At 66.9% G+C, this 21,412-nt stretch carries 27 protein-coding genes and 2 tRNA genes; 18 read left to right on the forward strand and 11 right to left on the reverse strand.

The window, feature by feature from the left end; all coding sequences use genetic code 11:
- The first annotated feature begins 137 nt into the window (after positions 1-137).
- From LC490_RS18845 to LC490_RS18930, 18 genes are all read left to right on the forward strand, one after another.
- Positions 138-332, forward strand: a complete 195-nt coding sequence (locus LC490_RS18845; protein ID WP_223621200.1) for a hypothetical protein — start codon at positions 138-140, stop codon at positions 330-332.
- Positions 329-565, forward strand: a complete 237-nt coding sequence (locus LC490_RS18850; RefSeq protein WP_223621201.1) for a hypothetical protein — start codon at positions 329-331, stop codon at positions 563-565. The genes LC490_RS18845 and LC490_RS18850 overlap by 4 nt, the downstream gene beginning before the upstream one ends.
- Positions 562-768, forward strand: coding sequence for a hypothetical protein (locus LC490_RS18855; RefSeq protein WP_223621202.1), 207 nt, complete (start codon positions 562-564; stop codon positions 766-768). The genes LC490_RS18850 and LC490_RS18855 overlap by 4 nt, the downstream gene beginning before the upstream one ends.
- Entirely contained in the window at positions 761-1,075 is a 315-nt protein-coding gene (locus tag LC490_RS18860; protein WP_223621203.1) for a hypothetical protein, read from the forward strand. Before LC490_RS18855 ends, LC490_RS18860 begins: the two co-directional genes overlap by 8 nt.
- On the forward strand, positions 1,072-1,284 hold the full coding sequence (locus LC490_RS18865) for a hypothetical protein (protein WP_223621204.1): 213 nt from the start codon (positions 1,072-1,074) through the stop codon (positions 1,282-1,284). Before LC490_RS18860 ends, LC490_RS18865 begins: the two co-directional genes overlap by 4 nt.
- Positions 1,281-1,484 carry a hypothetical protein gene (locus LC490_RS18870; RefSeq protein ID WP_223621205.1) on the forward strand — a complete coding sequence of 68 codons (204 nt, stop codon included), beginning with the start codon at positions 1,281-1,283 and terminating at the stop codon, positions 1,482-1,484. The genes LC490_RS18865 and LC490_RS18870 overlap by 4 nt, the downstream gene beginning before the upstream one ends.
- Positions 1,481-1,705, forward strand: a complete 225-nt coding sequence (locus LC490_RS18875) for a hypothetical protein (protein ID WP_223621206.1) — start codon at positions 1,481-1,483, stop codon at positions 1,703-1,705. Before LC490_RS18870 ends, LC490_RS18875 begins: the two co-directional genes overlap by 4 nt.
- 24 nt (positions 1,706-1,729) lie before the next feature.
- On the forward strand, positions 1,730-1,936 hold the full coding sequence (locus LC490_RS18880) for a hypothetical protein (RefSeq protein WP_223621207.1): 207 nt from the start codon (positions 1,730-1,732) through the stop codon (positions 1,934-1,936).
- On the forward strand, positions 1,933-2,775 hold the full coding sequence (locus tag LC490_RS18885) for a PD-(D/E)XK nuclease-like domain-containing protein (RefSeq protein WP_223621208.1): 843 nt from the start codon (positions 1,933-1,935) through the stop codon (positions 2,773-2,775). The genes LC490_RS18880 and LC490_RS18885 overlap by 4 nt, the downstream gene beginning before the upstream one ends.
- A 2-nt stretch (positions 2,776-2,777) precedes the next feature.
- Positions 2,778-3,644: a recombinase RecT gene (locus LC490_RS18890; RefSeq protein WP_223621209.1), complete on the forward strand. Its 867-nt coding sequence runs from the start codon at positions 2,778-2,780 to the stop codon at positions 3,642-3,644.
- A gap of 99 nt (positions 3,645-3,743) precedes the next feature.
- Positions 3,744-4,346: a hypothetical protein gene (locus tag LC490_RS18895; RefSeq protein ID WP_223621210.1), complete on the forward strand. Its 603-nt coding sequence runs from the start codon at positions 3,744-3,746 to the stop codon at positions 4,344-4,346.
- Positions 4,347-4,466: 120 nt separating this feature from the next.
- Positions 4,467-4,868, forward strand: coding sequence for a hypothetical protein (locus tag LC490_RS18900; protein WP_223621211.1), 402 nt, complete (start codon positions 4,467-4,469; stop codon positions 4,866-4,868).
- Positions 4,869-4,922: 54 nt separating this feature from the next.
- Complete coding sequence (locus LC490_RS18905) at positions 4,923-5,438, forward strand: hypothetical protein (RefSeq protein ID WP_223621212.1); 516 nt, start codon at positions 4,923-4,925, stop codon at positions 5,436-5,438.
- Complete coding sequence (locus tag LC490_RS18910) at positions 5,431-7,557, forward strand: DNA cytosine methyltransferase (RefSeq protein WP_223621213.1); 2,127 nt, start codon at positions 5,431-5,433, stop codon at positions 7,555-7,557. Before LC490_RS18905 ends, LC490_RS18910 begins: the two co-directional genes overlap by 8 nt.
- Positions 7,554-8,225, forward strand: coding sequence for a hypothetical protein (locus LC490_RS18915; RefSeq protein WP_223621214.1), 672 nt, complete (start codon positions 7,554-7,556; stop codon positions 8,223-8,225). Before LC490_RS18910 ends, LC490_RS18915 begins: the two co-directional genes overlap by 4 nt.
- A gap of 298 nt (positions 8,226-8,523) precedes the next feature.
- A complete protein-coding gene (locus LC490_RS18920; protein WP_223621215.1) occupies positions 8,524-8,790 on the forward strand; it encodes a hypothetical protein in 267 nt (88 codons plus the stop codon).
- On the forward strand, positions 8,787-8,987 hold the full coding sequence (locus tag LC490_RS18925) for a helix-turn-helix domain-containing protein (RefSeq protein WP_223621216.1): 201 nt from the start codon (positions 8,787-8,789) through the stop codon (positions 8,985-8,987). The genes LC490_RS18920 and LC490_RS18925 overlap by 4 nt, the downstream gene beginning before the upstream one ends.
- Before the next feature lies 1 nt (position 8,988).
- Positions 8,989-10,089, forward strand: coding sequence for a tyrosine-type recombinase/integrase (locus LC490_RS18930; protein ID WP_223621217.1), 1,101 nt, complete (start codon positions 8,989-8,991; stop codon positions 10,087-10,089).
- 72 nt (positions 10,090-10,161) lie between these two features.
- Here LC490_RS18930 and LC490_RS18935 read toward each other — a convergent pair.
- The 11 genes from LC490_RS18935 to uvrB all read right to left on the reverse strand — a co-directional run bounded on the left by LC490_RS18935 (position 10,162) and on the right by uvrB (position 21,314).
- Positions 10,162-10,238 (reverse strand) — tRNA-Pro (locus tag LC490_RS18935).
- 171 nt (positions 10,239-10,409) lie between these two features.
- Positions 10,410-10,766 carry a MerR family transcriptional regulator gene (locus LC490_RS18940; RefSeq protein ID WP_031370382.1) on the reverse strand — a complete coding sequence of 119 codons (357 nt, stop codon included), beginning with the start codon at positions 10,764-10,766 and terminating at the stop codon, positions 10,410-10,412.
- Positions 10,759-11,061: an integration host factor subunit alpha gene (locus LC490_RS18945; protein ID WP_031370383.1), complete on the reverse strand. Its 303-nt coding sequence runs from the start codon at positions 11,059-11,061 to the stop codon at positions 10,759-10,761. Before LC490_RS18945 ends, LC490_RS18940 begins: the two co-directional genes overlap by 8 nt.
- Before the next feature lie 64 nt (positions 11,062-11,125).
- On the reverse strand, positions 11,126-13,522 hold the full coding sequence (pheT, locus tag LC490_RS18950; protein ID WP_223621218.1) for a phenylalanine--tRNA ligase subunit beta: 2,397 nt from the start codon (positions 13,520-13,522) through the stop codon (positions 11,126-11,128).
- A 114-nt stretch (positions 13,523-13,636) separates the two neighbouring features.
- Entirely contained in the window at positions 13,637-14,647 is a 1,011-nt protein-coding gene (gene pheS, locus LC490_RS18955; protein WP_031370385.1) for a phenylalanine--tRNA ligase subunit alpha, read from the reverse strand.
- Between the two features lie 389 nt (positions 14,648-15,036).
- Positions 15,037-15,396 carry a 50S ribosomal protein L20 gene (gene rplT / locus LC490_RS18960; protein ID WP_031370386.1) on the reverse strand — a complete coding sequence of 120 codons (360 nt, stop codon included), beginning with the start codon at positions 15,394-15,396 and terminating at the stop codon, positions 15,037-15,039.
- A 12-nt stretch (positions 15,397-15,408) separates the two neighbouring features.
- Positions 15,409-15,606, reverse strand: coding sequence for a 50S ribosomal protein L35 (gene rpmI, locus LC490_RS18965; RefSeq protein WP_027083463.1), 198 nt, complete (start codon positions 15,604-15,606; stop codon positions 15,409-15,411).
- A gap of 460 nt (positions 15,607-16,066) precedes the next feature.
- Positions 16,067-16,591 carry a translation initiation factor IF-3 gene (infC, locus tag LC490_RS18970; RefSeq protein WP_223621266.1) on the reverse strand — a complete coding sequence of 175 codons (525 nt, stop codon included), beginning with the start codon at positions 16,589-16,591 and terminating at the stop codon, positions 16,067-16,069.
- 88 nt (positions 16,592-16,679) lie between these two features.
- The gene (gene thrS, locus LC490_RS18975; protein WP_223621219.1) at positions 16,680-18,581 is read right to left on the reverse strand and encodes a threonine--tRNA ligase; all 1,902 of its coding nucleotides are present in this window, start codon (positions 18,579-18,581) and stop codon (positions 16,680-16,682) included.
- 482 nt (positions 18,582-19,063) lie between these two features.
- A tRNA-Val gene (locus LC490_RS18980) sits at positions 19,064-19,138 on the reverse strand.
- A 145-nt stretch (positions 19,139-19,283) separates the two neighbouring features.
- Positions 19,284-21,314 carry an excinuclease ABC subunit UvrB gene (gene uvrB / locus LC490_RS18985; RefSeq protein ID WP_223621220.1) on the reverse strand — a complete coding sequence of 677 codons (2,031 nt, stop codon included), beginning with the start codon at positions 21,312-21,314 and terminating at the stop codon, positions 19,284-19,286.
- Positions 21,315-21,412: the final 98 nt, after the last annotated feature.

The following is a 21,412-nucleotide window of genomic DNA, read 5'->3' on the forward strand; positions in this document are numbered from 1 at the left end:
CGGGATCCGTCGAACGAGTACCGGAGCTTCCTTGGCGCGCACGCGCTGGGCGAGTACCGCCGGCTCCGTGCCCGGGCGATGGCCCCCTCTCCCCTCCCTTCTGACCTCGCGCCGGCGTCGGCGCTGGAGCGCGCTGCATGAGCACTTCCGTTTTCATCCGCGGCGAAGACTACGCGGTGCGTTCGCGCCTGCTGGACGACGACCTCGCGATCTGGATCAACACCAGCGAGGCGACCATCGCGCTCACCCTGACGGTGCCGCAGATCGACCAACTGATCGCGACGGCGCAGGCCGCGCGCGCGCTGATCCTGGCGCAGGCGGTGACGGCATGAACACGCCCGCCTTTCCCATCGTGCCCTCGGTAGACGCCTCCGGACGCATCGGCATCGGTCTCCCGGACTTCGACCCGGGCATGTCCCTCCGCGACTACTTCGCGGGTCATGCGCTGGCGGGCTTCATTGCCTCCCTGCCGCAGGGCGTCGAGCCCTCCGAAGTCCGCACCGGCATGGCCCGGGACTGCTACGCGATCGCCGACGCGATGATCGAAGCGCGAGGTGCCGCATGAGCGCCCCCGCGAGCAAGGTGGATGTGCTGGCGGTGGTGTGGCCGGATCGCCGTAACGTGCCGTCCGAGACGGTGCTGTCCTGGGCGCAAGACGCATACGCCAATAACGAAATCGACCGAGCGCCGGAAGGTGCCGCAGACGCCGCCGCGCTCTTGCATGACGCAGGTTTGATTACCCTCGCCCAGGAGCCCCGCCATGTCTGAGCGAGTGGATGTGCTGGCCGTGCTGCGCCGCGACGTCGAAAGAGCCAGTGTCGATCGCTGGAGAAATCGAGACTGCATCGATTCCTTGGTGCTGATCACCCTCGACGAGCAGGGCAATGCCGCAATCGCCGCCGTGGCCGAGCTTGTCGAGGCGGATCGGGAGTTTGATTCGGCATGGGACGCCCATGGCGACCTGAGCCGGGACGAGTTGGATTCCCAAGACGCAATTGACGCTGCGCTGGCCCGCATTGATCTAGCAGAGAGCCGCCGCGCCGCCGCCCTTGCCCGCTTCGGTACGCCGCCATGACCCGCACCCACGAATCCCGCGCGCGGCAGAGCCGCGGCCTGATCAGCGAAGCCCTGGCCGTCGTCGACGCGCTGAGCGACGCGCGCATCGCCGAACTGGGCCTCCCCTACGGACTCGACGTCGCCGCAGCCCGCAAAGACCTGCGCCAGTACGCGGAGCAGCGCCCTCGCTGCGTCCTGACCGCATTCGCCAAGGAAGCCCGCTCATGAACAACGCCCAAAAGTTGAATGCCGCAATCGCCCACGTCGAGCACTGTTCTGCGGAGCTGCTGCGCGTCGCCTACAACTACGGTCGGCACGACCGCGAGGCCTACGCCGACAGCAACGACGCGAGGTCGCTCTACGAATCGGCGCGGCGCTACTCCGACGCAGTGCGGTCCCTGGCACGTCGCGCGAGGGCCAAGTCATGACCGCCCAGATCGAACCGAACCCCCGCGACGGCGTCGAGCTGTCGCTGCCGATGACCTGGCGGGACTACCTCGCCTACGCATGCGCGTGGCTGCTGATGGCCGGCCTCGGCTTCGCGCTGTGGTTCCCGCACCCGTACGTGCTCGGTCTGCTGGCTGCGCTCGCTGGACTGATCACCGCCCTCGCGTTCGTGCTGAGCGCTTGCCGCAAGCCCGAACTCTGATCACCCACGAAGGAGCAGCACCCGATGAGCACCCGCATCTACACCGTCACCGACAGCAGCGTCGCCGACTGCGCTCCGCAACTGGTGGAGGCCAGCACGAAGTCGCAAGCGATCGCCGCGGTGGTTCGCCACCGCTATGCCGCGCGGGTTTCGTCGCAGCACGAACTGGTCGAACTGCTCGACAAGGGCGTGAAGGTCATCGACGCCAGCGCCGAGGCCTCGCAGGAATGAGCGCGCGCCTGGCCGAGCAGCAGGCTACCGGCCGCGTCCTGATGGACGTGCCCGAGGCCGAGTACCACCGGCGCGAGCTGGGGGTCGCCTCCGCGACCGTCCTCAAGATGCTGCGCGAGAAGACCCCGGCGCACTACCGCGCCTGGCTCGATGCAGCGGCCGAGGCCGATACGCCGTCGCTGCTGTTCGGCCGGGCGTATCACTGCCGCGTGCTTCAGCCCGAGGTGTACGCCCGAACCTACGCGGTCATGCCGGCATTCGGCGATATGCGCAGCAGCACGAGCCGCGGCCGCCGCGATGCGTGGCTGGATCAGCACCCCGGAATGCTGTTTTTGAGCGCTGACGATTCCGAGCGGATCGAGGCGATGCACGCCGCGCTCAGTCGCCACCCGCTGGCCGCCGGCATCTTTGCCGAGGGGCATGCCGAGGTGACCATGCGCTGGACGGATCCCGAAACCAGCGTCGAGTGCAAGGCGCGTCACGACTGGTTTCGGCCGGCGGAGCTGGTCGCCGACCTCAAGTCCACCGACGACGCCGGCCCAGCCGCTTTCGCCAGGTCCGTGGATCGCTACGGCTACCACCTGCAGCACGCGCACTACATCGAAGGCGCGATCGCATGCGGCGAGGCTGTGCCCAACTTCCTGATCGTCGCCCAGGAAAAGGAACCTCCCTACCTGGTCGCCGTTTACCAGATCGACGCCGCTGCCGAGTTGCGCGGCTACGAGTTGCGCGCCCGTGGACTGCAGACCCTGCGGCACTGCCTCGATACCGACACCTGGCCCGGCCACGCGCCGGGCATCACCGAACTCTCTCTGCCCGCGTGGGCGCTGAAGGACTGACCATGAACGCTGTCGTTGCCCACACCCCGACCACCACCGAAACCGCGCGCGCGATGACCGCCGGCGAGACCGCCTTCGTGCTGGCGCAGCGCAAGGCTCAGGCCTACTCGAAGTCGACGCTGGTCCCGAAGGACTACCAGAACAACGTTCCCAACGTGCTCATCGCGATGGAAGTCGCGAACCGCATCGGCGCGAACGACCTGATGGTCATGCAGAACCTCTACATCGTGCACGGCCGCCCGTCCTGGTCGGCTTCCTTTCTGATCGCCACGGTCAACGCCTGCAAGCGCTTCACCCCGCTGCGGTTCGAGACGCGCGGCGGCGACGACGCCACGAAGGATAGCTATGCCGTTCGCGCCTACGCCAAGGACGCGAAGACCGGCGAGGAATGCATCGGCTCCTGGATCACCTGGGCGATGGTCAAGGCCGAGGGCTGGCACGGCAAGGCCGGCAGCAAGTGGAAGACGATGCCGGAGCAGATGTTCATGTACCGCGCCGCGACCTTCTGGGCTCGCGTTTACGCGCCGGAGGTCTCCATGGGCATCCACACCGCGGACGAGGTCGAGGACATCGTCGGCCACGTGCAGACCGTCGGCGCCGAAGTGCTGCCCCGAACCGATCACAGCAACCTGCGCCAGCTCGAAGCCCAGCTCACCGGCAAGGTGATCGAGGCTGAGCCGGGCACCAGCGACGACGACCTGCCCGAGCTGTCGGCCGAAGGCGTGCGCGCCGCGATGAACGATGCCGAAACCGTCGACCAGCTCAACGACGCCTTCGATCTGGTCCGCGAGCTGCCGACCGAGGAGCACGCCGACCTCGTCGCCCACTACGAGCAGCGCCGCGACGCTCTGGAACTCGACCAGCAGTAACCAGTTCCCCCCTCGTTGCCCGGCGCCGCCGCCGGAACCGTGAACCGCGCAGCGCGCCGGGCACCGAGCCTTTTCGCTTCACCCCGAGGAGCAATCCCGATGTTCAATTCCCACAAGCAGCCCGCGACCTGCGTCCACTACAACGCCACCGCCGAGAAGCGCGGCAAGAATGACTTCGTCCCGGCCGGCGATCTGAAGCTGAAGATGATCGTGCCGAACACCGTCCTCGACGAGTTCGGCCCGGACTACCGCACCTTCCTCTACAGCAAGGCCAACGCGCGGGCGGTGACCCGCGACAAGGACGCGCCGGACCAGGCCGAATTGATCCCGGCGCCGGAAGACGGGCTGACCGCTCTCGCGCACCCGATGCTCGAACCGCTGCGCCTGCGCGAGAAGTTCACCGGCTATTACCTCTCGATCGCGACCGAGCTCGGGCTGTCGGAGCCGCTGATCTTCGACGACGTGACGCTGTCCGGCTTCGTGTTCAAGGCGCTCGACGGCGGTTCGCTGGAACTGACTTTCCATGCCCGCGTGCTGGAAATGTCGCCCGAGGACTCCGGCTCGATGCACTTCCTCAGTCGTCAATCGGTGCTGCTGACCCTGGAACCGCCGGGCGCCGCTCCGCAGCAGGCCGACATCGAAGACCCCGACCAGGCCGGCGGCGACACCCTCGACCACCAGGACGCCGCGGCCGCGGCCTGATTCGCGCCGCCTGCGCGGCCGGTAGTTCCCCACGGTGGCCGGCGGCGATGCCGCCCTCTCGACCTCCCTCCAGCGGATGCCGTCGGCCACCACCTAGACCAAGCCCCAGGAGGGCGCCCCATGTCGAACGAACCCACCACCGGCATCGCGATCATTTATGAGCGCGAAAGCGGCGAGCAGTACCGCGGCCCGCTGTGCAAGACCTTCGCTTGCGCACTGCAGACCATCGTCCCCATCGAAGGCGACCGAGTGCTCGGCTACGGCGTGTTCGACGTCGACCCGGGTAGCGCGAACCACTTCATCACCAGGCACCAGGGCCTGGCCCGCGGAGAACTGACCGCCGGCGACTTGACCGACGCCGCGGCGAAGAACTACCGCGACGGCCGTGCCGCCGCGCTCCCCGCCGGTCATGCCGCGGTGCGCGTGTCGACGCTCCAGTGGTGGCGCGAGCTGGCGACGCTCAACCCCGCCGATCTGATCCCGCGCATCGACGCGATGATCGCCGCGGCCCAGGCCGCTTGATGAGCTGCGGGCGCCGCCGGCACCAACCGCGCGCCCGCCGCCTCGATAACTCAGGTGGAAACCATGGCTAACAACACAAACAACAGCATGGCGGCGCTCGCCGCTTCGCCTGACGCCCGGGACGCTGAAATCAGCATGCTGCGGGACGCGCTCGACCACATTGCGCGCACCGCTCACCAAAGCCGCTCGCAGACCGTCCGCATCCGTTGGATCGAGGCGCGCGCGAATGGTGCGCTCGAAGGCAAGCCTTACATCCGCGGCCAGTTCCGCGAGATTGGCGAGCCGCGCAACGGCATCGCGCAGTTCGAGAAGATGGCCGCCGAGATCGAGCGCATGAAGGCCTCGCAACCGGGCTTGCCCGAGGTCTTGAGCTGGGCGGTCGGCCGCTGGAATGCCCAAGTTGCGAACCGCCCCCTGCAGAACGTGCACCGCCGCACCCTCGACGGCGTGTGGCGCCAGGTCATGAGGCACTGCGGCGCCGATGACGTCGTGCTGTGCGGCCCGCGTCACGATGACTTGGTCGCTGACGAGCGCGTCGCCGAAGGGGTGGAGGGCCGCAACGATGGCTGATGGCTCGCACTCCCTCGCTTTACCGTTCGACCGCGAACTCGTCGTGGATCTGTTCGCCGGCGGCGGCGGCGCCTCGCTCGGCATCGGACGCGCGTATCGCGAGCCTGATGTCGCTGTGAATCACAATCCGGTCGCGATCGCTGTTCACCGCGCGAACCACCCGAAGACCGAGCATTTCACCTGCGACGTTTTCGAGATTGACCCGCTGCACGCAACCCGCGGCCGACCCGTCGGTGTGTTGTGGGCATCGCCGGATTGCCGCCACCACTCCAAAGCGAAGGGCGGCAAGCCGCGATCGAAGAAGATCCGCGGCCTGGCCTGGGTCGTGGTCAAGTGGGCCGCGATCTGCAAACCACGCCTGATCCACCTTGAAAACGTCGAAGAATTCGCCGATTGGGGGCCGTTACTCAAGGACGGCAGCCCCTGCAAGGTCCGCAAGGGCTCCACATTCCGCAAATGGGTTCGAGACCTAGAAAAGCTCGGCTACCGCGTCGAGTGGCGCGAACGCGTCGCGGCCGATGCCGGCGCACCGACCATCCGTAAGCGGCTTTACATCATCGCCCGCCGCGATGGGCGTCCTATCGTCTGGCCAGCGGCCACATACGGGAAGCCTGACTCCGTCGGCGTGCGCGCCGGAAAGCTGAAGCCCTGGCGGACTGCCGCCGAGTGCATCGATTTCGGTCTGCCCGCGTGCTCAATCTTCGCGGACCCGACGGAAGCGAAGGCGTTCAAATGCGCTCACCGCCTCAAGCAATCGCCGAAGCGGCCGCTGAAGTCGAACACAATGCGCCGAATCGCAAAAGGACTGTGGCGGCATGTGTTCAGCGCGCCCGAGCCGTTTATTGTCCCGATCCAGCACTACGGCCGCGGCGATCGCTCTTACCCGGTCAGCGAGTCTTCGCGCACGGTGACGGCGTATCCCATGGGCGGCGCGTTCGCACTGGCGGCCCCGGTAGTCGCGAGTCTTCGCGGCACCAGCGACGCCCATCTGAGCGCCGGAAGCGCGGCCGCGCCGGCGACGACGATCATGGCCCAAGGAACGCATCATGCTCTCGGTGCTGCGACGCTGGTCAACTTGGCGCACGGTGAGGGCAGGCCCGGCGCCGCGCAGCGCTGGGGCGACGGCACGATCGCGCCGCGGGGACCGATGAACACCGCAACGGGAAGCGGCGGCCAGGCGATCGCAGTCGCCCACGTCGCTAAATTCAGGGGCACTAGTGCCGGGACGCCCGGCAACGCTCCACTGCCGACGATCACCGCCGGCGGCGACATGGCACGCCCGGCCGGCGCCGCGCACGCGCTCGGCGTTGTCTCCGCGCACCTGACCGCATTCGGGCAGAACGCCGTCGGCGGCGCGCTCGACGACCCCGCGCAGACCGCACTCGCTGGCGCCGTGCGTTACGGCCTTGTGGCGGCGCACGTCACGCCGCTGACGCACCAGGGCGAACGAACTGGGCACGACGGCAACGAGCCGTTCCGCGCCGTCACTGGCGCGCACCGCGGCGAGCAAGCGCTCGTTTCCGCATTCCTGGAACAGGCGAACGGCGGGTATTACGACGGCGATGGCCGCGAGCTGCGCGCGCCGGCTTCCACCGTCTGCGCCTCGGGCAGCCATCAGCAACTCGTCGCGGCGTATTTCGTCAAGTTCTACAGCCAGGGCGGCCAGTGGCAAGACGCATCCGACCCGATGCACACGGTCCCGACGAAGGATCGCCTAGGCCTCGTCCAGGTCGTGCAGGTCTCGGCCGACGTGCTGCCGCCGGAACTCCGAGCGCGCGCAAGACAGGTCGCCGCCTTCCTGCACGAATATTTGCCCGAGCACTTCCCGCAGCCGGCCGATCTTGTGCTGCTCGGCGACTACGTCATGGTCGACGTGACGCTGCGAATGCTGATCCCGCGCGAACTGGCGCGCGCGCAGGGCTTCCCGGACGACTACATCATCGAGCGCGGCTTGTTCGAGGACGAAACGACCGGCGCGCTGTACTGGAAAGCGATCACCAAAACAGACCAGGTCAAGCTCATCGGGAACAGCGTTTGTCCCGCCGAAGCCGAAGCGTTGATCGCCGCCAACGCTGCCGATCTGATCCGCTTCTACGCGCGGGAGGCGAAAGCCGCATGAAAGAGCGCCCGATACCTTTCCTACCGGCGATGGTGCGCGCCGTGCTCGACGGCACGAAGACGCAGACTCGGCGCTTGGTGAAGCCACAACCCAAGGGGGCCGTCTTTTTCGACGGGCAGTGGCTAGATCACGGCCATGGTGAAGCCGGCGACACCGCGCTGCATTGCCCCTACGGTGTGGCCGGCGACCGACTGTGGGTGCGCGAGCCCTGGCGTGTCGGCAAGCCGCACGATAAGAAACCGCCGCGCGATCTCTGGCCGCGCGCCGATGGACGGGGCATCACCGTGCTGTACGAGGCCGGCGGCTGGCGCGACATGGGCGGCCGCCAAACCTACCCGGACGACCTGGCCATGCCGCCGTTCGCGGGTAAATACCGCCCTTCGATGTTCATGCTGCGCGCGTTCTCGCGCATCACGCTGGAGGTCACCGGCGTGCGCGTCGAGCGGCTGCAGGACATCAGCGCTGAGGACTGCATCGCCGAAGGTATCGAGTGCTTCGCCACCGTCGGGGGCAACGCCTGGCGGGACTACAGCGGCGGCAGCGGCTTCAGCGTCCGCGACCAGCACAGCACCAGGAGCAGCTTCAGGTCCCTGTGGACCAGCACCGGCGGCGAATGGGACGCGAACTCCTGGGTGTGGGTCGTCGAGTTCAAGCGGGTGGACTCATGATCCCGAAGCCCTTACAGCACCTCGTCGCCGAGGCGGTGAATCTGGCCGGCGGCAACTACTGCGATGCCGCCCACGACTGGGATACCGATGGCGGCCGCCGGTGCCCCCACGATGCGGATGCGTGCAGCCAGGCCGTTTACCGCTGCACCCGCTGCGGTGAGTACGACTACGGCGATCCCGGCGGCCCTGGTCACAACGACTGCCGCAACGGCCAGTGCAGCCGAGAGGCCGAGGAACGGTGCCGTCGGTTGCGGCCTTGGCGCGCGCGTCAGGCTGCGCGGCGACAAAGGCGGTCCACATGAAGACCCGGCACACCACGGACCGGCGCGAGCCGGCAAAGGGCCGGCGCTTCGCCTGGTCGCGGTTGCCTGACCCTGACCGCGGCCGCACGCATTGGCGCCTGTTCCGCCGCTCCGAGACCACGCGCCGCATCATCCCGGCCATCGTCGAGGCCAAGCACACCGACAGCCGTAGCCAGATCGCCGAGGGCCTGCGGCGCGCGCGATGGGAACTCCGCAACGACGTCGACGCGATCGACCTCCTCAACCTGGGCGTAACCCCATGAAATTGATCGCCCCGAAGGACTGGGCCGAGCGGTATTTCGATGACGCAAGCCAGCCGTCAGAAGCCACGCTGCGGCGCTGGCTCGCGACCGGGCAGGTTCCCGGCCGCAAGGTCGGCGGGACTTGGTACGTCGACGAACACGCCTGGCTAGCGGACGGCGACGCCCTCGTCGAGCGGGTACTGCAGGGGGTAGCCTGACATGATGGGACGCGCCAGATCCAAGAGCCGGGCCGGCTGGCCGGACAACCTCTACCCGAACCGGGACGGGTTCAAGTACCGGCACCCGGTGACGAAGAAAGAGACCTGGATGGGGAAGGACAAGGCCAAGGCCTTCGCCGCCGCGCGGAAGCTCAACGCCCTGTTAGTCCAGGGGGCCGACCTGGCCGCGCGGGTCTTGGATCCAGGGAAGACGGTTGCCGACGCGATCGTCGTGTTCAAGACCGACGATATGCCGGCCCGGAACTGGGCGCCGAAGACCGCTGAGAACTACAACAGCGTCATCAACCGGATCAAGAACGGCTTCGGCGATCGCGACCTCGCGACGCTGACCGTGCAGGACTGCGCGAGCTTCATTCGGACGGTGACCGAGTCAACGCGATCGCGGCAACAGTTCCGGCTCGTACTGGGCTGGATTTTGACCTGCGGTGTCGAGGAGGGTTGGCTCGAGAACAACCCGGCATTGGTAACGCGCCGCTACGACCACAAGCGCCAGCGCCAGCGACTCACGTACGAGCTTTACACCAAGGTCTGGAATGTCGCGCCGGCATGGCTGCAAGTCGCGATGGACTTGTCGCTGCTTACCCTTCTGCGCCGCGAGGATGTGTCATACGCCAAGTTCGCCGAGTACCGCGACGGCTTCCTGTGGATCGTGCCCGGCAAGACTGAAGGCTCGACCGGCGTGCGACTGAAAATCCGCCTCGGCAAATCCGGCGATGAGCTGGTGGCGCGCGCACGCGACAACGTGCTGTCGCCATTCATCGTGCACAAGCTGCCGGAACGCACGACGGCTAAGCAGAAGCGCGCCGAGGGGCGCGAGCACCACACCCAGCTTATGCCCGATCAAATCACGCGCGGGTTCCAGGAAGCGCGCGACATGGTCGGCGTCAAGGGCAAGCACGCGCCGAGCTTCCACGAAATTCGCAGCCTCGGCGCGGCGCTGCTGCGCCAGCAACGCGGCTGGAGCGAGGAGCAAGTGCAGGCACTGCTTGCCCACTCAGACGTGGACATGACGCGTGTCTATCTCGAAGACCACGAACAACCGTGGACCGAGGTCGACGTCGGTCTCGTGCTCGAACGTTAGGGTGGGGATAGGGTGGAAATAGGGTGGAGGCGAAATTCACTCACACCCAAACTGCTGAATCGCAACGATAAATGGTCGGGACGGCCGGATTTGAACCGACGACCCTCTGCCCCCCAGGCAGATGCGCTACCAGGCTGCGCTACGCCCCGACGTGTTGCTAGATCTTTTCCCGCGAAATCCGTTCTCGCGAAATCCGCTCTTGCGAACGGGCGGCAAGTATAGCCGTTGCCGCCGGCAATGGGGAATCGGGAGTGGAGAATCGATGGACTGCGGTGCCGCGTCCGATCCCCCACTCCCGATGCCCGAATCCCGGCGGCCCTTCAGCGGCGCAGCAGTTGCAGGACTTCTTCCAGCTCCATACGCACTTGCTTGACGATCTGCGAGCTCAGCGCCGATTCGTCCTTCGCCGAGTCGCCTTCCAGGCGCAGGCGCGCGCCGCCGATCGTATAGCCCTGCTCGTACAGCAGGCCGCGGATCTGGCGCACCATCAGCACCTCGTGGCGCTGGTAGTAGCGGCGGTTGCCGCGGCGCTTGACCGGATTGAGCGTGGGAAACTCGGTCTCCCAGTAACGCAGCACGTGCGGCTTGACGTCGCACAGCTCGCTGACTTCGCCGATGGTGAAGTAGCGCTTCGCCGGGATCGGCGGAAGTTCTCGGTTACTGCCCGGGTCAAGCATGCTCGCCTCCGCTGTACGCTTCGACGCGTTCCTTCAGTTTCTGGCCCGGACGGAAGGTCACCACCGTACGCGCCGAAATCGGGATCTCCTCGCCGGTCTTCGGGTTGCGACCGGGCCGCTGGTTCTTGCGGCGCAGATCGAAATTGCCGAAGCCCGACAGCTTGACCTGCCGTCCCTGCTCCAGAGCCTCGCGCAACGCATCGAAGAATGCGTCGACGAACTCCTTGGCCTCGCGCTTGTTCAGCCCGACTTCGTCGAACAACCGCTCCGCCATTTCCGCTTTCGTTAGTGCCATTTTGTCCTCTGCGCGACGCCCGGGCTGGGACCGGGGCCGCAATCGCCACACGCCTCGCGAGTACTCACGTGCGCAACCGGGCGCCGTGTTCGCGTTCCACCGCTGCCGTCACTTCGGCCACGACCGCGTCCACATCCCGATCGGTCAGGGTGCGCGATTCATCCTGCAGAATCAAGCCCATAGCGAGACTCTTGAATCCGGTTTCCACGCCCTTGCCCTGGTAGCGGTCGAACAGGACCAGCTCGCGCAGGCTGGGGCCGGCGGCCGCCTGAACGGTGGCCTGGATGGCCGACCACGCAACCGATTCGGCGACGATGAAGGCCCGATCGCGGCGCACCGAAGGGTACTTGGACAACGCCGCGGCCCTGGGGATGGCGCGCTCGACCAGCGGCGCCAGGTCCAGCTCGAACGCGACCACGTCCTGGTCGAGGTCCAGCGCCTTGAGCAGACGCGGATGCAGCTGGCCGATCCAGCCCAGGCGGCGCTCGACGCCGCCCTCGACCCGGTAGACATCGGCCGAGCGGCCCGGATGGGCCCAGGCCTGTTGCGACGGACGGTAGTCCAGGCGCGCACCGGCGGCGGCGGCCAGGCTGTCGAGGTCGCCGCGCAGGTCGTGGAAACCGACCGGACGCGCGGAGGCACCCCATTGCTCAGCCTGGACGTCGCCGCAGACCGCCGCGGCGATGCGCTGGGTCTCGAGCGGCGCGGCCGCAGGGTTGGCGCGGAACACGTTGCCGAGCTCGAACAGGCGCACGCGCGCCTGCTGGCGCGAGGCGTTGCGGGCCAGGGCCGCGACCAGCCCCGGCAGCAGCAGGGTGCGCATCACGCCGAGTTCGGCGCTGAGCGGGTTGGCCAGCGGCACCGCGCCCTCGCCGGCCTGCCACAGCGCCAGCCAGGCGGCGTCGACGAAGGCGTAGTTGACCGCTTCCAGATACTCGCGCGCAGCCAACTGGCGGCGCACGGTCGCGGCATCGACGCGGGTCTCGCTCGGAGCGACCAGGCGCGCGGAACCGGCCGGCAAGGTGGTCGGGATCCGGTCGTAACCGTGGATGCGGGCGATTTCCTCGATCAGGTCTTCCTCGATCGCGATATCGAAACGTCGGCTCGGCGGTGTCACCCGCCAGCCGTCGTCGCTGGCTTCGACGGTCAGGCCGAGCGCACCGAGGATGCGCTCGACTTCGGCGTCGGCGACGGTCAGGCCGAGCACACGCGCCAGGCGCGCGCGTCGCAGCCTGACCGGTTGCGGATGCGGCAGATGCTCCGGCAACGCCGACTCGCTCAGCGGCCCCGGGGTGCCTCCGGCGATGTCGAGGATCAGACGGGTCGCGTACTCGATGGCGATGCGCGGCAACTCGGGATCGACGCCGCGCTCGAAACGGTGGCCGGCATCGGTGTGCAGGCCGAGCTTGCGGCCGCGGCCGATGATCGCGGCCGGGGCGAAATGCGCGGCCTCCAGGAACACGTTGCGGGTCGCATCGGTGACCCGGCTGTCGAAGCCGCCCATGATGCCGCCGAGGGCGATCACGCGCTGCGCGTCGCCGCTGCCGTCGGTGATCGCCAGGAACGACTCGTCGAGGCTCACGGTCTGGCCGTTGAGCAACTGGGTGGTCTCGCCGGCGCGCGCATGGCGCACGCCGACCGGCCCCTGCAGGGTGTCGCGGTCGAAGGCGTGCATGGGCTGGCCGATTTCGAGCATCACGTACTGGGTGACGTCGACCAGCAGCGAGACCGGACGCACGCCGCTGCGGCGCAGGCGCTCGGCCATCCACACCGGGGTCGGCGTGGTCGCGTCGAGGCCTTCGATCACGCGGCCGCAATAGCGCGGCACGTCGGCGCCGGCGTCGAGCTCGACCTGCAGGCTCGCGGCGATGGCGGGCTCGATCGGCGCGATCTCCAGCAGGCTCACCGCACTGCTGGTGGCCGCGGCGACGTCGTAAGCGATGCCGCGCACGCTGAAGCAGTCGGCGCGGTTCGGGGTCAGCTTGATCTCGATGCTGGCATCGGGCAGCGCGAGGTAATGCGCCAGCGGCGTGCCGACCGGGGCGTCGGACGGCAGTTCGAGCAGGCCCGAAGCATCCGGGTCGACACCGAGCTCCTTGGCCGAACACAACATGCCGAAGGACTCGACGCCGCGCAGCTTGGCCGCTTTGATCGCCAGGCCGCCGGGCAGCGAGGCGCCCACCGTGGCCAAGGGCGCGATCAGGCCGGCGCGCGCATTGGGCGCGCCGCAGACGATCTGCACGGTGCCGTGGCCGGTATCGACCTGGCAGACCTGCAGGCGGTCGGCTTCGGGATGCTTCTCGGCGCTGACGATGCGGGCGACGACCACGCCGTCCAGCGATTCGCCCAGGGCGACGACTTCTTCGACTTCGAGGCCGATCGCGGTCAACGTCGCAGCGAGCTGCTCACGCGTGGCGGTGGTCGGCACATGCTGGCGCAGCCAGTTTTCGGAGAATTTCATGGGAGGCCGGGATTTGAGATTGGGGATTCGAGATTCGGAAAATCAGGAGCTGGGGCTCGGGCGGGAGGGATCGGCTTTTCGAATCCCAAATCCCCAATCCCGAATCCCGGTTTCTCAAGCAAACTGCTTGAGAAACCTGACATCGTTCTCGAAGAAACTGCGCAGGTCGTCGACGCCGTAGCGCAGCATGGTCAGGCGCTCCACGCCCATGCCGAAGGCATAGCCGGTGTAGCGCTCCGGGTCGATGCCGACATTGCGCAGCACGTTCGGATGGACCATGCCGCAGCCCAGCACTTCCAGCCAGCGGGTGCTGCCGTCGGGCTGCTGCCAGGCGATGTCGACTTCGGCCGAGGGCTCGGTGAAGGGGAAATAGCTCGGGCGGAAGCGCATCTCGAAATCGCGCTCGAAAAACGCGCGCACGAATTCGGCCAGGGTGCCCTTGAGGTCGGCGAAGCTGGAGTGCTCGTCGATCAACAGGCCTTCGCACTGGTGGAACATCGGCGTGTGGGTCTGGTCGCTGTCGCTGCGATACACCTTGCCGAGCGCGATCATGCGCAGCGGCGGTTTGTTCTGCAGCATGTAGCGCACCTGCATGCCCGAGGTATGGGTGCGCAACAGGCGCGCGACGCCGGCCTCGTCGGGTGCGAAATAGAAGGTGTCGTGCATCGCCCGCGCGGGATGGTGCGGCGGGAAATTCAGCGCTTCGAAGTTGTGCCAGTCGTCCTCGATCTCGGGGCCGTCGGCGAGCTCGAAGCCCAGGCGGCCGAAGATGTCCGCCATGCGCTCCATGGTGCGGCTGACCGGGTGCAGGCCGCCGCGCGCGGCGTCGACGCCGGGCAGGGTCACGTCGATGGTTTCCGACGCCAGCCGCGCATCCAGCGCGGCATCGTCGAGCGCGATCTTGCGCTCGCCTAACGCGGCGGTCAGCGCGTCGCGCGCCTTGTTGATCGCTTCGCCGGCAGCCTTGCGTTCTTCGGCCGGCAGGGTGCCGAGCTGCTTGAGCTGGGCGGTGACGCTGCCGGACTTGCCGAGCAGCGAAACGCGCAGCGCTTCGATCGCATCGGAAGACGCCGCCGCGGCGATCTCGTCCAGCGCCTGTCGGGTCAGTGCTTCGATTCCACTCATCGCCTTTCCAATCTCTTAGCGCCCGACGCGGATGTCGCCGGGCATCGTCCTCGGACCGTCGCTGCGGCGAACAACCGGACCCCGCTGGCGGTGGCGCTGTCGGGAACCGAAGCGCGGCGACCGCAAGAACGGATGGATTCGGCTTTGACCGAGCGACGAGCGGTACTGCAGCCTGCCGTTGCCGCGAACAAACCGCGGCAGCGGCCGGATCGAACGACCCCGCCGGAAACCCGCCGCGGAATCCGACGATGGATCCGAAAGCAGGGCCTGGGAACGGGGCCCAGAAACGACAATGGGGAAGGACTTGCGCCCTTCCCCATGCCTTAACCTTGTGCCCACGCCGCGAACCTCGTGCATCGGCACTCGGCTCGGACGGGGAATGAAGCAGGTTACGCCGCGAGCGCGCTCTTCGCCTTTTCGGCCAGCGCCGCAAAACCCTTCGCGTCGTGCACGGCGATGTCCGCCAGCACCTTACGGTCGAGGGTGATGCCGGCCTTCAGCATGCCGTTGATGAAACGGCTGTAGCTCAAGCCGTTGATGCGGGCCGCCGCATTGATGCGGGTGATCCACAGCGAACGGAAATTGCGCTTCTTCTGCTTACGACCGATGTAGGCGTACTGCAGAGCCTTCGTAACCGCCTGCTTGGCGACGCGGAAGACCTTGCGGCGGGCGTTGTAGTAGCCCTTGGCCTGCTTCAGGATTTTCTTGTGACGGGCTCGTGCCGTTACACCACGCTTAACTCGTGCCATTTTCTATTCTCCTCACAAATACGGAAGCATGCGGTCCAGACGGCCAGCGTCCTCGGCACGAACGTGGTTCGTCTGCCGCAGGTTGCGCTTACGCTTGGTCGCTTTCTTGGTGAGGATGTGGCTCTTGTTGGCGTGGCCGCACTTGTACTTGCCGGAAGCGGTCTTCCGGAAGCGCTTGGCTGCCGCCCGATTGGTCTTGATCTTGGGCATTGCGATGTCCTTTCGGAGGTTTATGTCACTGGCCTGGGCGGTGGCACCGATGCGCGCAATGCGCTGGCCACTCTTTCCGTCCTGCCCTTGCCGGCTTGTAAGTCGTTGATCTGAAACGAATCTACGACAGGTCCGTGATGCTGCATACAACAACCCCGGCGAACCGGGCCGCATAGTATGCGCGAGGCCGGAAGCTTACGCAAATCAGCGGCTTACGAGGCTTGGTTCGCGGCCGCGCCGGCAGGCCGGCGATGCCTGGCCACAGGGCCGGGACGGGGCCCGACCAGAGCCGAATGCGCGAAACCTCCGCGCCGGCCCGCGGCCCGATCTTCGATGCGGCCGTCGATGCAGGCCGTCGTGCGGCGAGCGCCGCAGCCGCTGTGCGGGGGCGATCGACACGGTTCGCAGCGCCGGTTCGCGGCGCTACGAAGAAGGGCCGCTTTCGCGGCCCTGTGCAGGCTTACTGCTTTTTCTTCGGCGCGATCATCATGACCATCTGCCGCCCTTCCAGTCGCGGACGCGACTCGACGACGATGTCCTCGCCCAGGTCGGCCTCGATCCGGGCCGCCATCTCGCGACCGAGTTCCTGATGGCTCATCTCGCGGCCACGGAAACGGATGTTGACCTTGACCTTGTCGCCCTCTTCCAGAAAACGGCGCATGTTGCGCAGCTTGATCTGGTAGTCGCCTTCGTCGGTCACCGGACGGAACTTGAGTTCCTTGATTTCGACCTGCTTCTGCTTCTTTTTGGCCGCATTGGCCTTCTTCTGCAGTTCGAACTTGTACTTGCCGAAGTCCATGATGCGGCAGACCGGCGGATCGGCATTCGGCTGAATCTCGACAAGATCCAGCGCCTCGTCCTCGGCCATGCGCAAGGCTTCGTCGCGCGTAAGCACGCCGATCATTTCGCCATCGCTGCCGATCACGCGTACGCGCGGTACGCGGATCTCGTTGTTCTTACGATTCGGCTTCTCGGGGGTACTGATTGTTGCAATCTCCAAAGTGGATACGCTGTTTGCGCATCGGGCCGTCCCGGGCTCGGACCGGGACGGGATCTGTACGAGCTGCGCGCGGTTAGCCGACGTTCTCGCCGTTCAAACGCGAAGCGAACTCGGCGACGGTCATCGTCCCCAGGTCCTCCCCACCCCGCGTACGCACCGCAATCATGCCATTGTCCTTCTCGCGGTCGCCGGCCACAAGCAGGTACGGCACGCGCTGCAGCGTGTGCTCGCGAATCTTATAGCCGATCTTTTCGTTCCGCAAATCGGACTGGACCCGGAACCCTTGATTTGCAAGGAGTTTCCGGACTTCGTCCACATAATCGGCCTGGGCGTCGGTGATGTTCATCACGGTGGCCTGAACCGGGGCCAGCCAGGCCGGGAACTGGCCGGCGTGGTGCTCGATCAGGATGCCGATGAAACGCTCCATCGAACCGACGATGGCCCGGTGCAGCATGACCGGGGTGCGGCGCTGGCTGTTCTCGTCGACGTATTCCGCGCCCAGCCGGCCCGGCATCATGAAGTCGACCTGCATCGTGCCCAGCTGCCAGGTCCGGCCGATCGCGTCCTTGAGGTGATACTCGATCTTGGGGCCGTAGAAGGCGCCCTCGCCCGGCAGTTCCTGCCATTCGACCCCGCAGGCGCCCAGGGCGCTGCGCAGGGCCGCCTCGGCCTTGTCCCAGGTGGCGTCGTCGCCCAGGCGCGAGTCCGGGCGCAGGGCGATCTTGATCTGGATGTCCTCGAAGCCGAAATCGCCGTACACCGCCAGGGCCTGGCGGTGGAACGCGGTGACCTCGGACTCGATCTGGTCTTCCAGGCAGAACACGTGGCCGTCGTCCTGGGTGAAGCCGCGCACGCGCAGGATGCCGTGCAGCGCGCCGGAGGGCTCGTTGCGATGGCAGGAGCCGAACTCGCCGTAGCGGATCGGCAGGTCGCGGTAGCTGTGCAGGCCCTGGTTGAACACCTGGACGTGGCCCGGGCAGTTCATCGGCTTGACCGCGTAGGTGCGCTTCTCCGACTCGGTGAAGAACATGTTCTCCTTGTAGTTGTCCCAGTGGCCGGACTTCTGCCACAGCGACACGTCGAGGATCTGCGGGCAACGCACTTCGCCGTAGCCGCTGTCGCGGTAGACGCGGCGCATGTACTGCTCGACGACCTGCCAGATCGACCAGCCCTTCGGGTGCCAGAACACCAGGCCCGGCGCCTCTTCCTGCAGGTGGAACAGGTCCTGCTGCTTGCCGATGCGGCGGTGGTCGCGCTTTTCGGCTTCCTCGATGCGCTGGATATACGCCGCCAGCTGCTTCTTGTCGGCCCAGGCGGTGCCGTAGACGCGCTGCAGCTGCTCGTTCTTGGAGTCGCCGCGCCAGTACGCGCCGGAGATGCGGGTGAGCTTGAAGGCCTTGAGGAAACGCGTGTTCGGCACGTGCGGGCCGCGGCACATGTCGACGTATTCCTCGTGGTAGTACAGGCCCATCGCCTGCTCGTCGGGCATGTCCTCGACCAGCCGCAGCTTGTAGTCCTCGCCGCGCGACTGGAACACCGAGATGACCTCCTCGCGCGGCGTGACCTTCTTGATCACGTCGTAGTCCTTGTCGATCAGCTGGACCATGCGCTGCTCGATCGCGGCCAGGTCCTCGGGCGTGAACGGGCGCTCGTACCAGATGTCGTAATAGAAGCCTTCGTCGATGACCGGGCCGATCACCATCTTGGCGGTCGGGTACAACTGCTTGACCGCGTGCCCGACCAGGTGGGCGCAGGAATGGCGGATGATCTCGACGCCTTCGGGGTCCTTGGGGGTGATGATGCGCAGCTTGGCGTCGTGATCGATGCGGTCGCTGGCGTCGACCAACTTGCCGTCGACCTCGCCGGCCACGGTGGCCTTGGCCAGGCCGGCGCCGATCGAGGCGGCGACGTCCATGACGGACACGGGATGTTCGAATTCGCGGCGGCTGCCGTCGGGGAGCGTAATGGCGATCATGGCGGGGTCTTCGTAGGCTCGAGCGTTGGTGAGTGACCGCCCCGGCCGGCAGCGCCCCTTGCGAGGGCGGATCTGCGGCGGCGGCAGCGACCCGGAATCGGGAGTCGGTGCGAAACAAACAGCGGGGAGCGGCGAAACCGGTCGAATCGCCCGACGGGCAAACCCGGCTCGGGCAGCGCCGGCGAAAACGCCGATGGAGACGCCGACAAGCCGGCGGCAAGAAAAAAGCGCCACGAAGGCGCCTGCATCTGCGGGGCCTCGGGCGATTCAGCGATGGGCGCGGGTAGTGTCCATGTCGCACGCTAGGCCGGCGGTTCGCGCGGGCCACCTCGGGTTCGGCACGCGATCGGATGCCGCGTGATGACCGTAATAGTTGGGGACGAGTGAGGACAAGTCAATGCGCGCAGCCTCCGCGCCGACCCAGAACTCCGCCGCCGGAAAACAGAAAGGCCCGGCTTGCGCCGGGCCTTTCGTCACCGAATTGGTGGGCGGTACAGGGTTCGAACCTGTGACCCCTACCATGTCAAGGTAGTGCTCTACCGCTGAGCTAACCGCCCGTCGCCGTCTTGCCTGAAACCTGCTGCAAACTCCCCGGCGAGGGGCGCGCAGTGTAGCCCAGCGCGAGACGGCGGACAACCGTTTTTTACATCTCGGCGACACCGGCATCGGCGACCGCCTCGGCCGGCCCGAAAACTCGCCGTGTCAGGCGGCGAACCCCGCGTCCTTGAGCCGGCGCAACTGGTCGCGCACCGCCGCGGCCTCCTCGAACTCCAGATCGCGGGCGTGCTGGTACATCTGCTGCTCCAGGGCCTTGATCCGGGCGGCGAACTGGGACGGGCTGAGCGCGGCGTAATCGGCGGCCTCGTCGGCGACCTTGCGCCCCTTGCCGCGGGCTTTGAGGCCGTCCGGATCGACGCGCGCGCCTTCCATGACGTCGACGATGGTCTTGCTGACCGACTTGGGGGTGATGCCGTGCTCGGTGTTGTACTCGACCTGCTTGTGGCGACGGCGGTCGGTCTCCTCGATCGCCTTCTGCATCGAGTTGGTGACGCGATCGGCGTACAGGATCGCCTTGCCGCGCAGGTTGCGCGCGGCGCGGCCGATGGTCTGGATCAGCGAACCGGCCGAACGCAGGAAGCCTTCCTTGTCGGCGTCGAGGATCGCTACCAGCGATACCTCGGGCATGTCCAAGCCCTCGCGCAGCAGGTTGATGCCGACCAGCACGTCGAACTTGCCCAGGCGCAGGTCGCGGATGATCTCGACGCGCTCGACGGTGTCGATATCCGAATGCAGGTAGCGCACCTTGACCCCGTGCTCGGCGAGATACTCGGTGAGGTTCTCCGACATGCGCTTGGTCAGGGTGGTGATCAGCACGCGGTCGCCCATCGCGACCCGCTCGCGAATCTCGCCGAGCACGTCGTCGACCTGGGTCGCGACCGGGCGGATCTCGACCTGGGGATCGATCAAGCCGGTCGGGCGCACGACCAGTTCGGTCACCTGCCCTTCCGACTTGCGCAGCTCGTACGGCCCCGGTGTCGCCGAGACGAAAATCGAGCGCGGCGAGCGGCCTTCCCACTCTTCGAACTTCAAGGGCCGGTTGTCGAGCGCCGACGGCAGGCGGAAACCGAATTCGACCAGGGTTTCCTTGCGCGAGCGGTCGCCTTTGTACATGGCGCCGATCTGCGGAATGGTCACGTGGGATTCGTCGATGACCAGCAGGGCGTCCGGCGGCAGATAATCGAACAGGCACGGCGGCGGTTCGCCCGGCATGTGCCCGCTCAAGTGCCGCGAGTAGTTCTCGATGCCGTTGCAATAGCCGACCTCGGCCAGCATCTCCAGGTCGAACTGGGTGCGCTGGGCCAAGCGCTGGGCTTCGACCAACCGGTTCTGGGCGTAGAGCAGCTCCAGCCGTTCGCGCAGCTCGTCCTTGATCGTTTCGATCGCATCGAGCACCGTGCGCCGCGTCGTCACGTAATGCGAGCCGGGATAGATCGTGTACCGCGGGACCTTGCTCAAGGTTTCGCCGGTCAGCGGGTCGAACAGGGTCAGGTTCTCGATCTCGCCGTCGAACAGCTCGACCCGCAGGGCCTCCGAGTCGCTTTCGGCCGGGTGCACGTCGATGACCTCGCCGCGCACGCGGTAGGTCGCACGGCGCAGCTCGGTGTCGTTGCGGGTGTACTGCATTTCGGTGAGGCGACGGATCAGCTCGCGCTGGTCGATACGCTCGCCACGGACCATGTGCAGGACCATGCGGAAGTATTCGTTCGGGTCGCCGAGGCCGTAGATCGCCGACACGGTGCAGACGATGATCGCGTCGCGCCGCTCGAGCAGGGCCTTGGTCGCCGACAGGCGCATCTGCTCGATGTGCTCGTTGACCGAGCTGTCCTTCTCGATGAAGGTGTCGCTCGAGGGCACGTAGGCCTCGGGCTGGTAGTAATCGTAGTAGCTGACGAAGTACTCGACCGCGTTGTGCGGAAAGAACGCCTTGAACTCGCCGTACAGCTGCGCGGCGAGGGTCTTGTTCGGGGCCATGACCAGGGTCGGCTTCTGCACCGCCTGGATCACGTTGGCGACCGTATAGGTCTTGCCCGAGCCGGTCACGCCGAGCAGGGTCTGCTGGGCCAGGCCGTTGTCGAACCCCTGGATCAGGCGCTCGATGGCCTGCGGCTGATCGCCCGCGGGCGAATAAGGCGCGACCAGCTGGAAACCGGGGGACTGCTGACTGTCGTCCATCGTGCGACCCGAGCGTTGCGAGTCGTCCAGTTTAGCCAAGTCGGTCGCAGCGGGTGAGACCGGGCCGTGAAGTCGACCCTCTTAACGCGAAGGCCCGC

The sequence above is a fragment of the Lysobacter sp. ESA13C genome, from assembly GCF_019970005.1.
GTDB classification, from domain to species: Bacteria; Pseudomonadota; Gammaproteobacteria; order Xanthomonadales; family Xanthomonadaceae; genus Lysobacter; species Lysobacter antibioticus_B.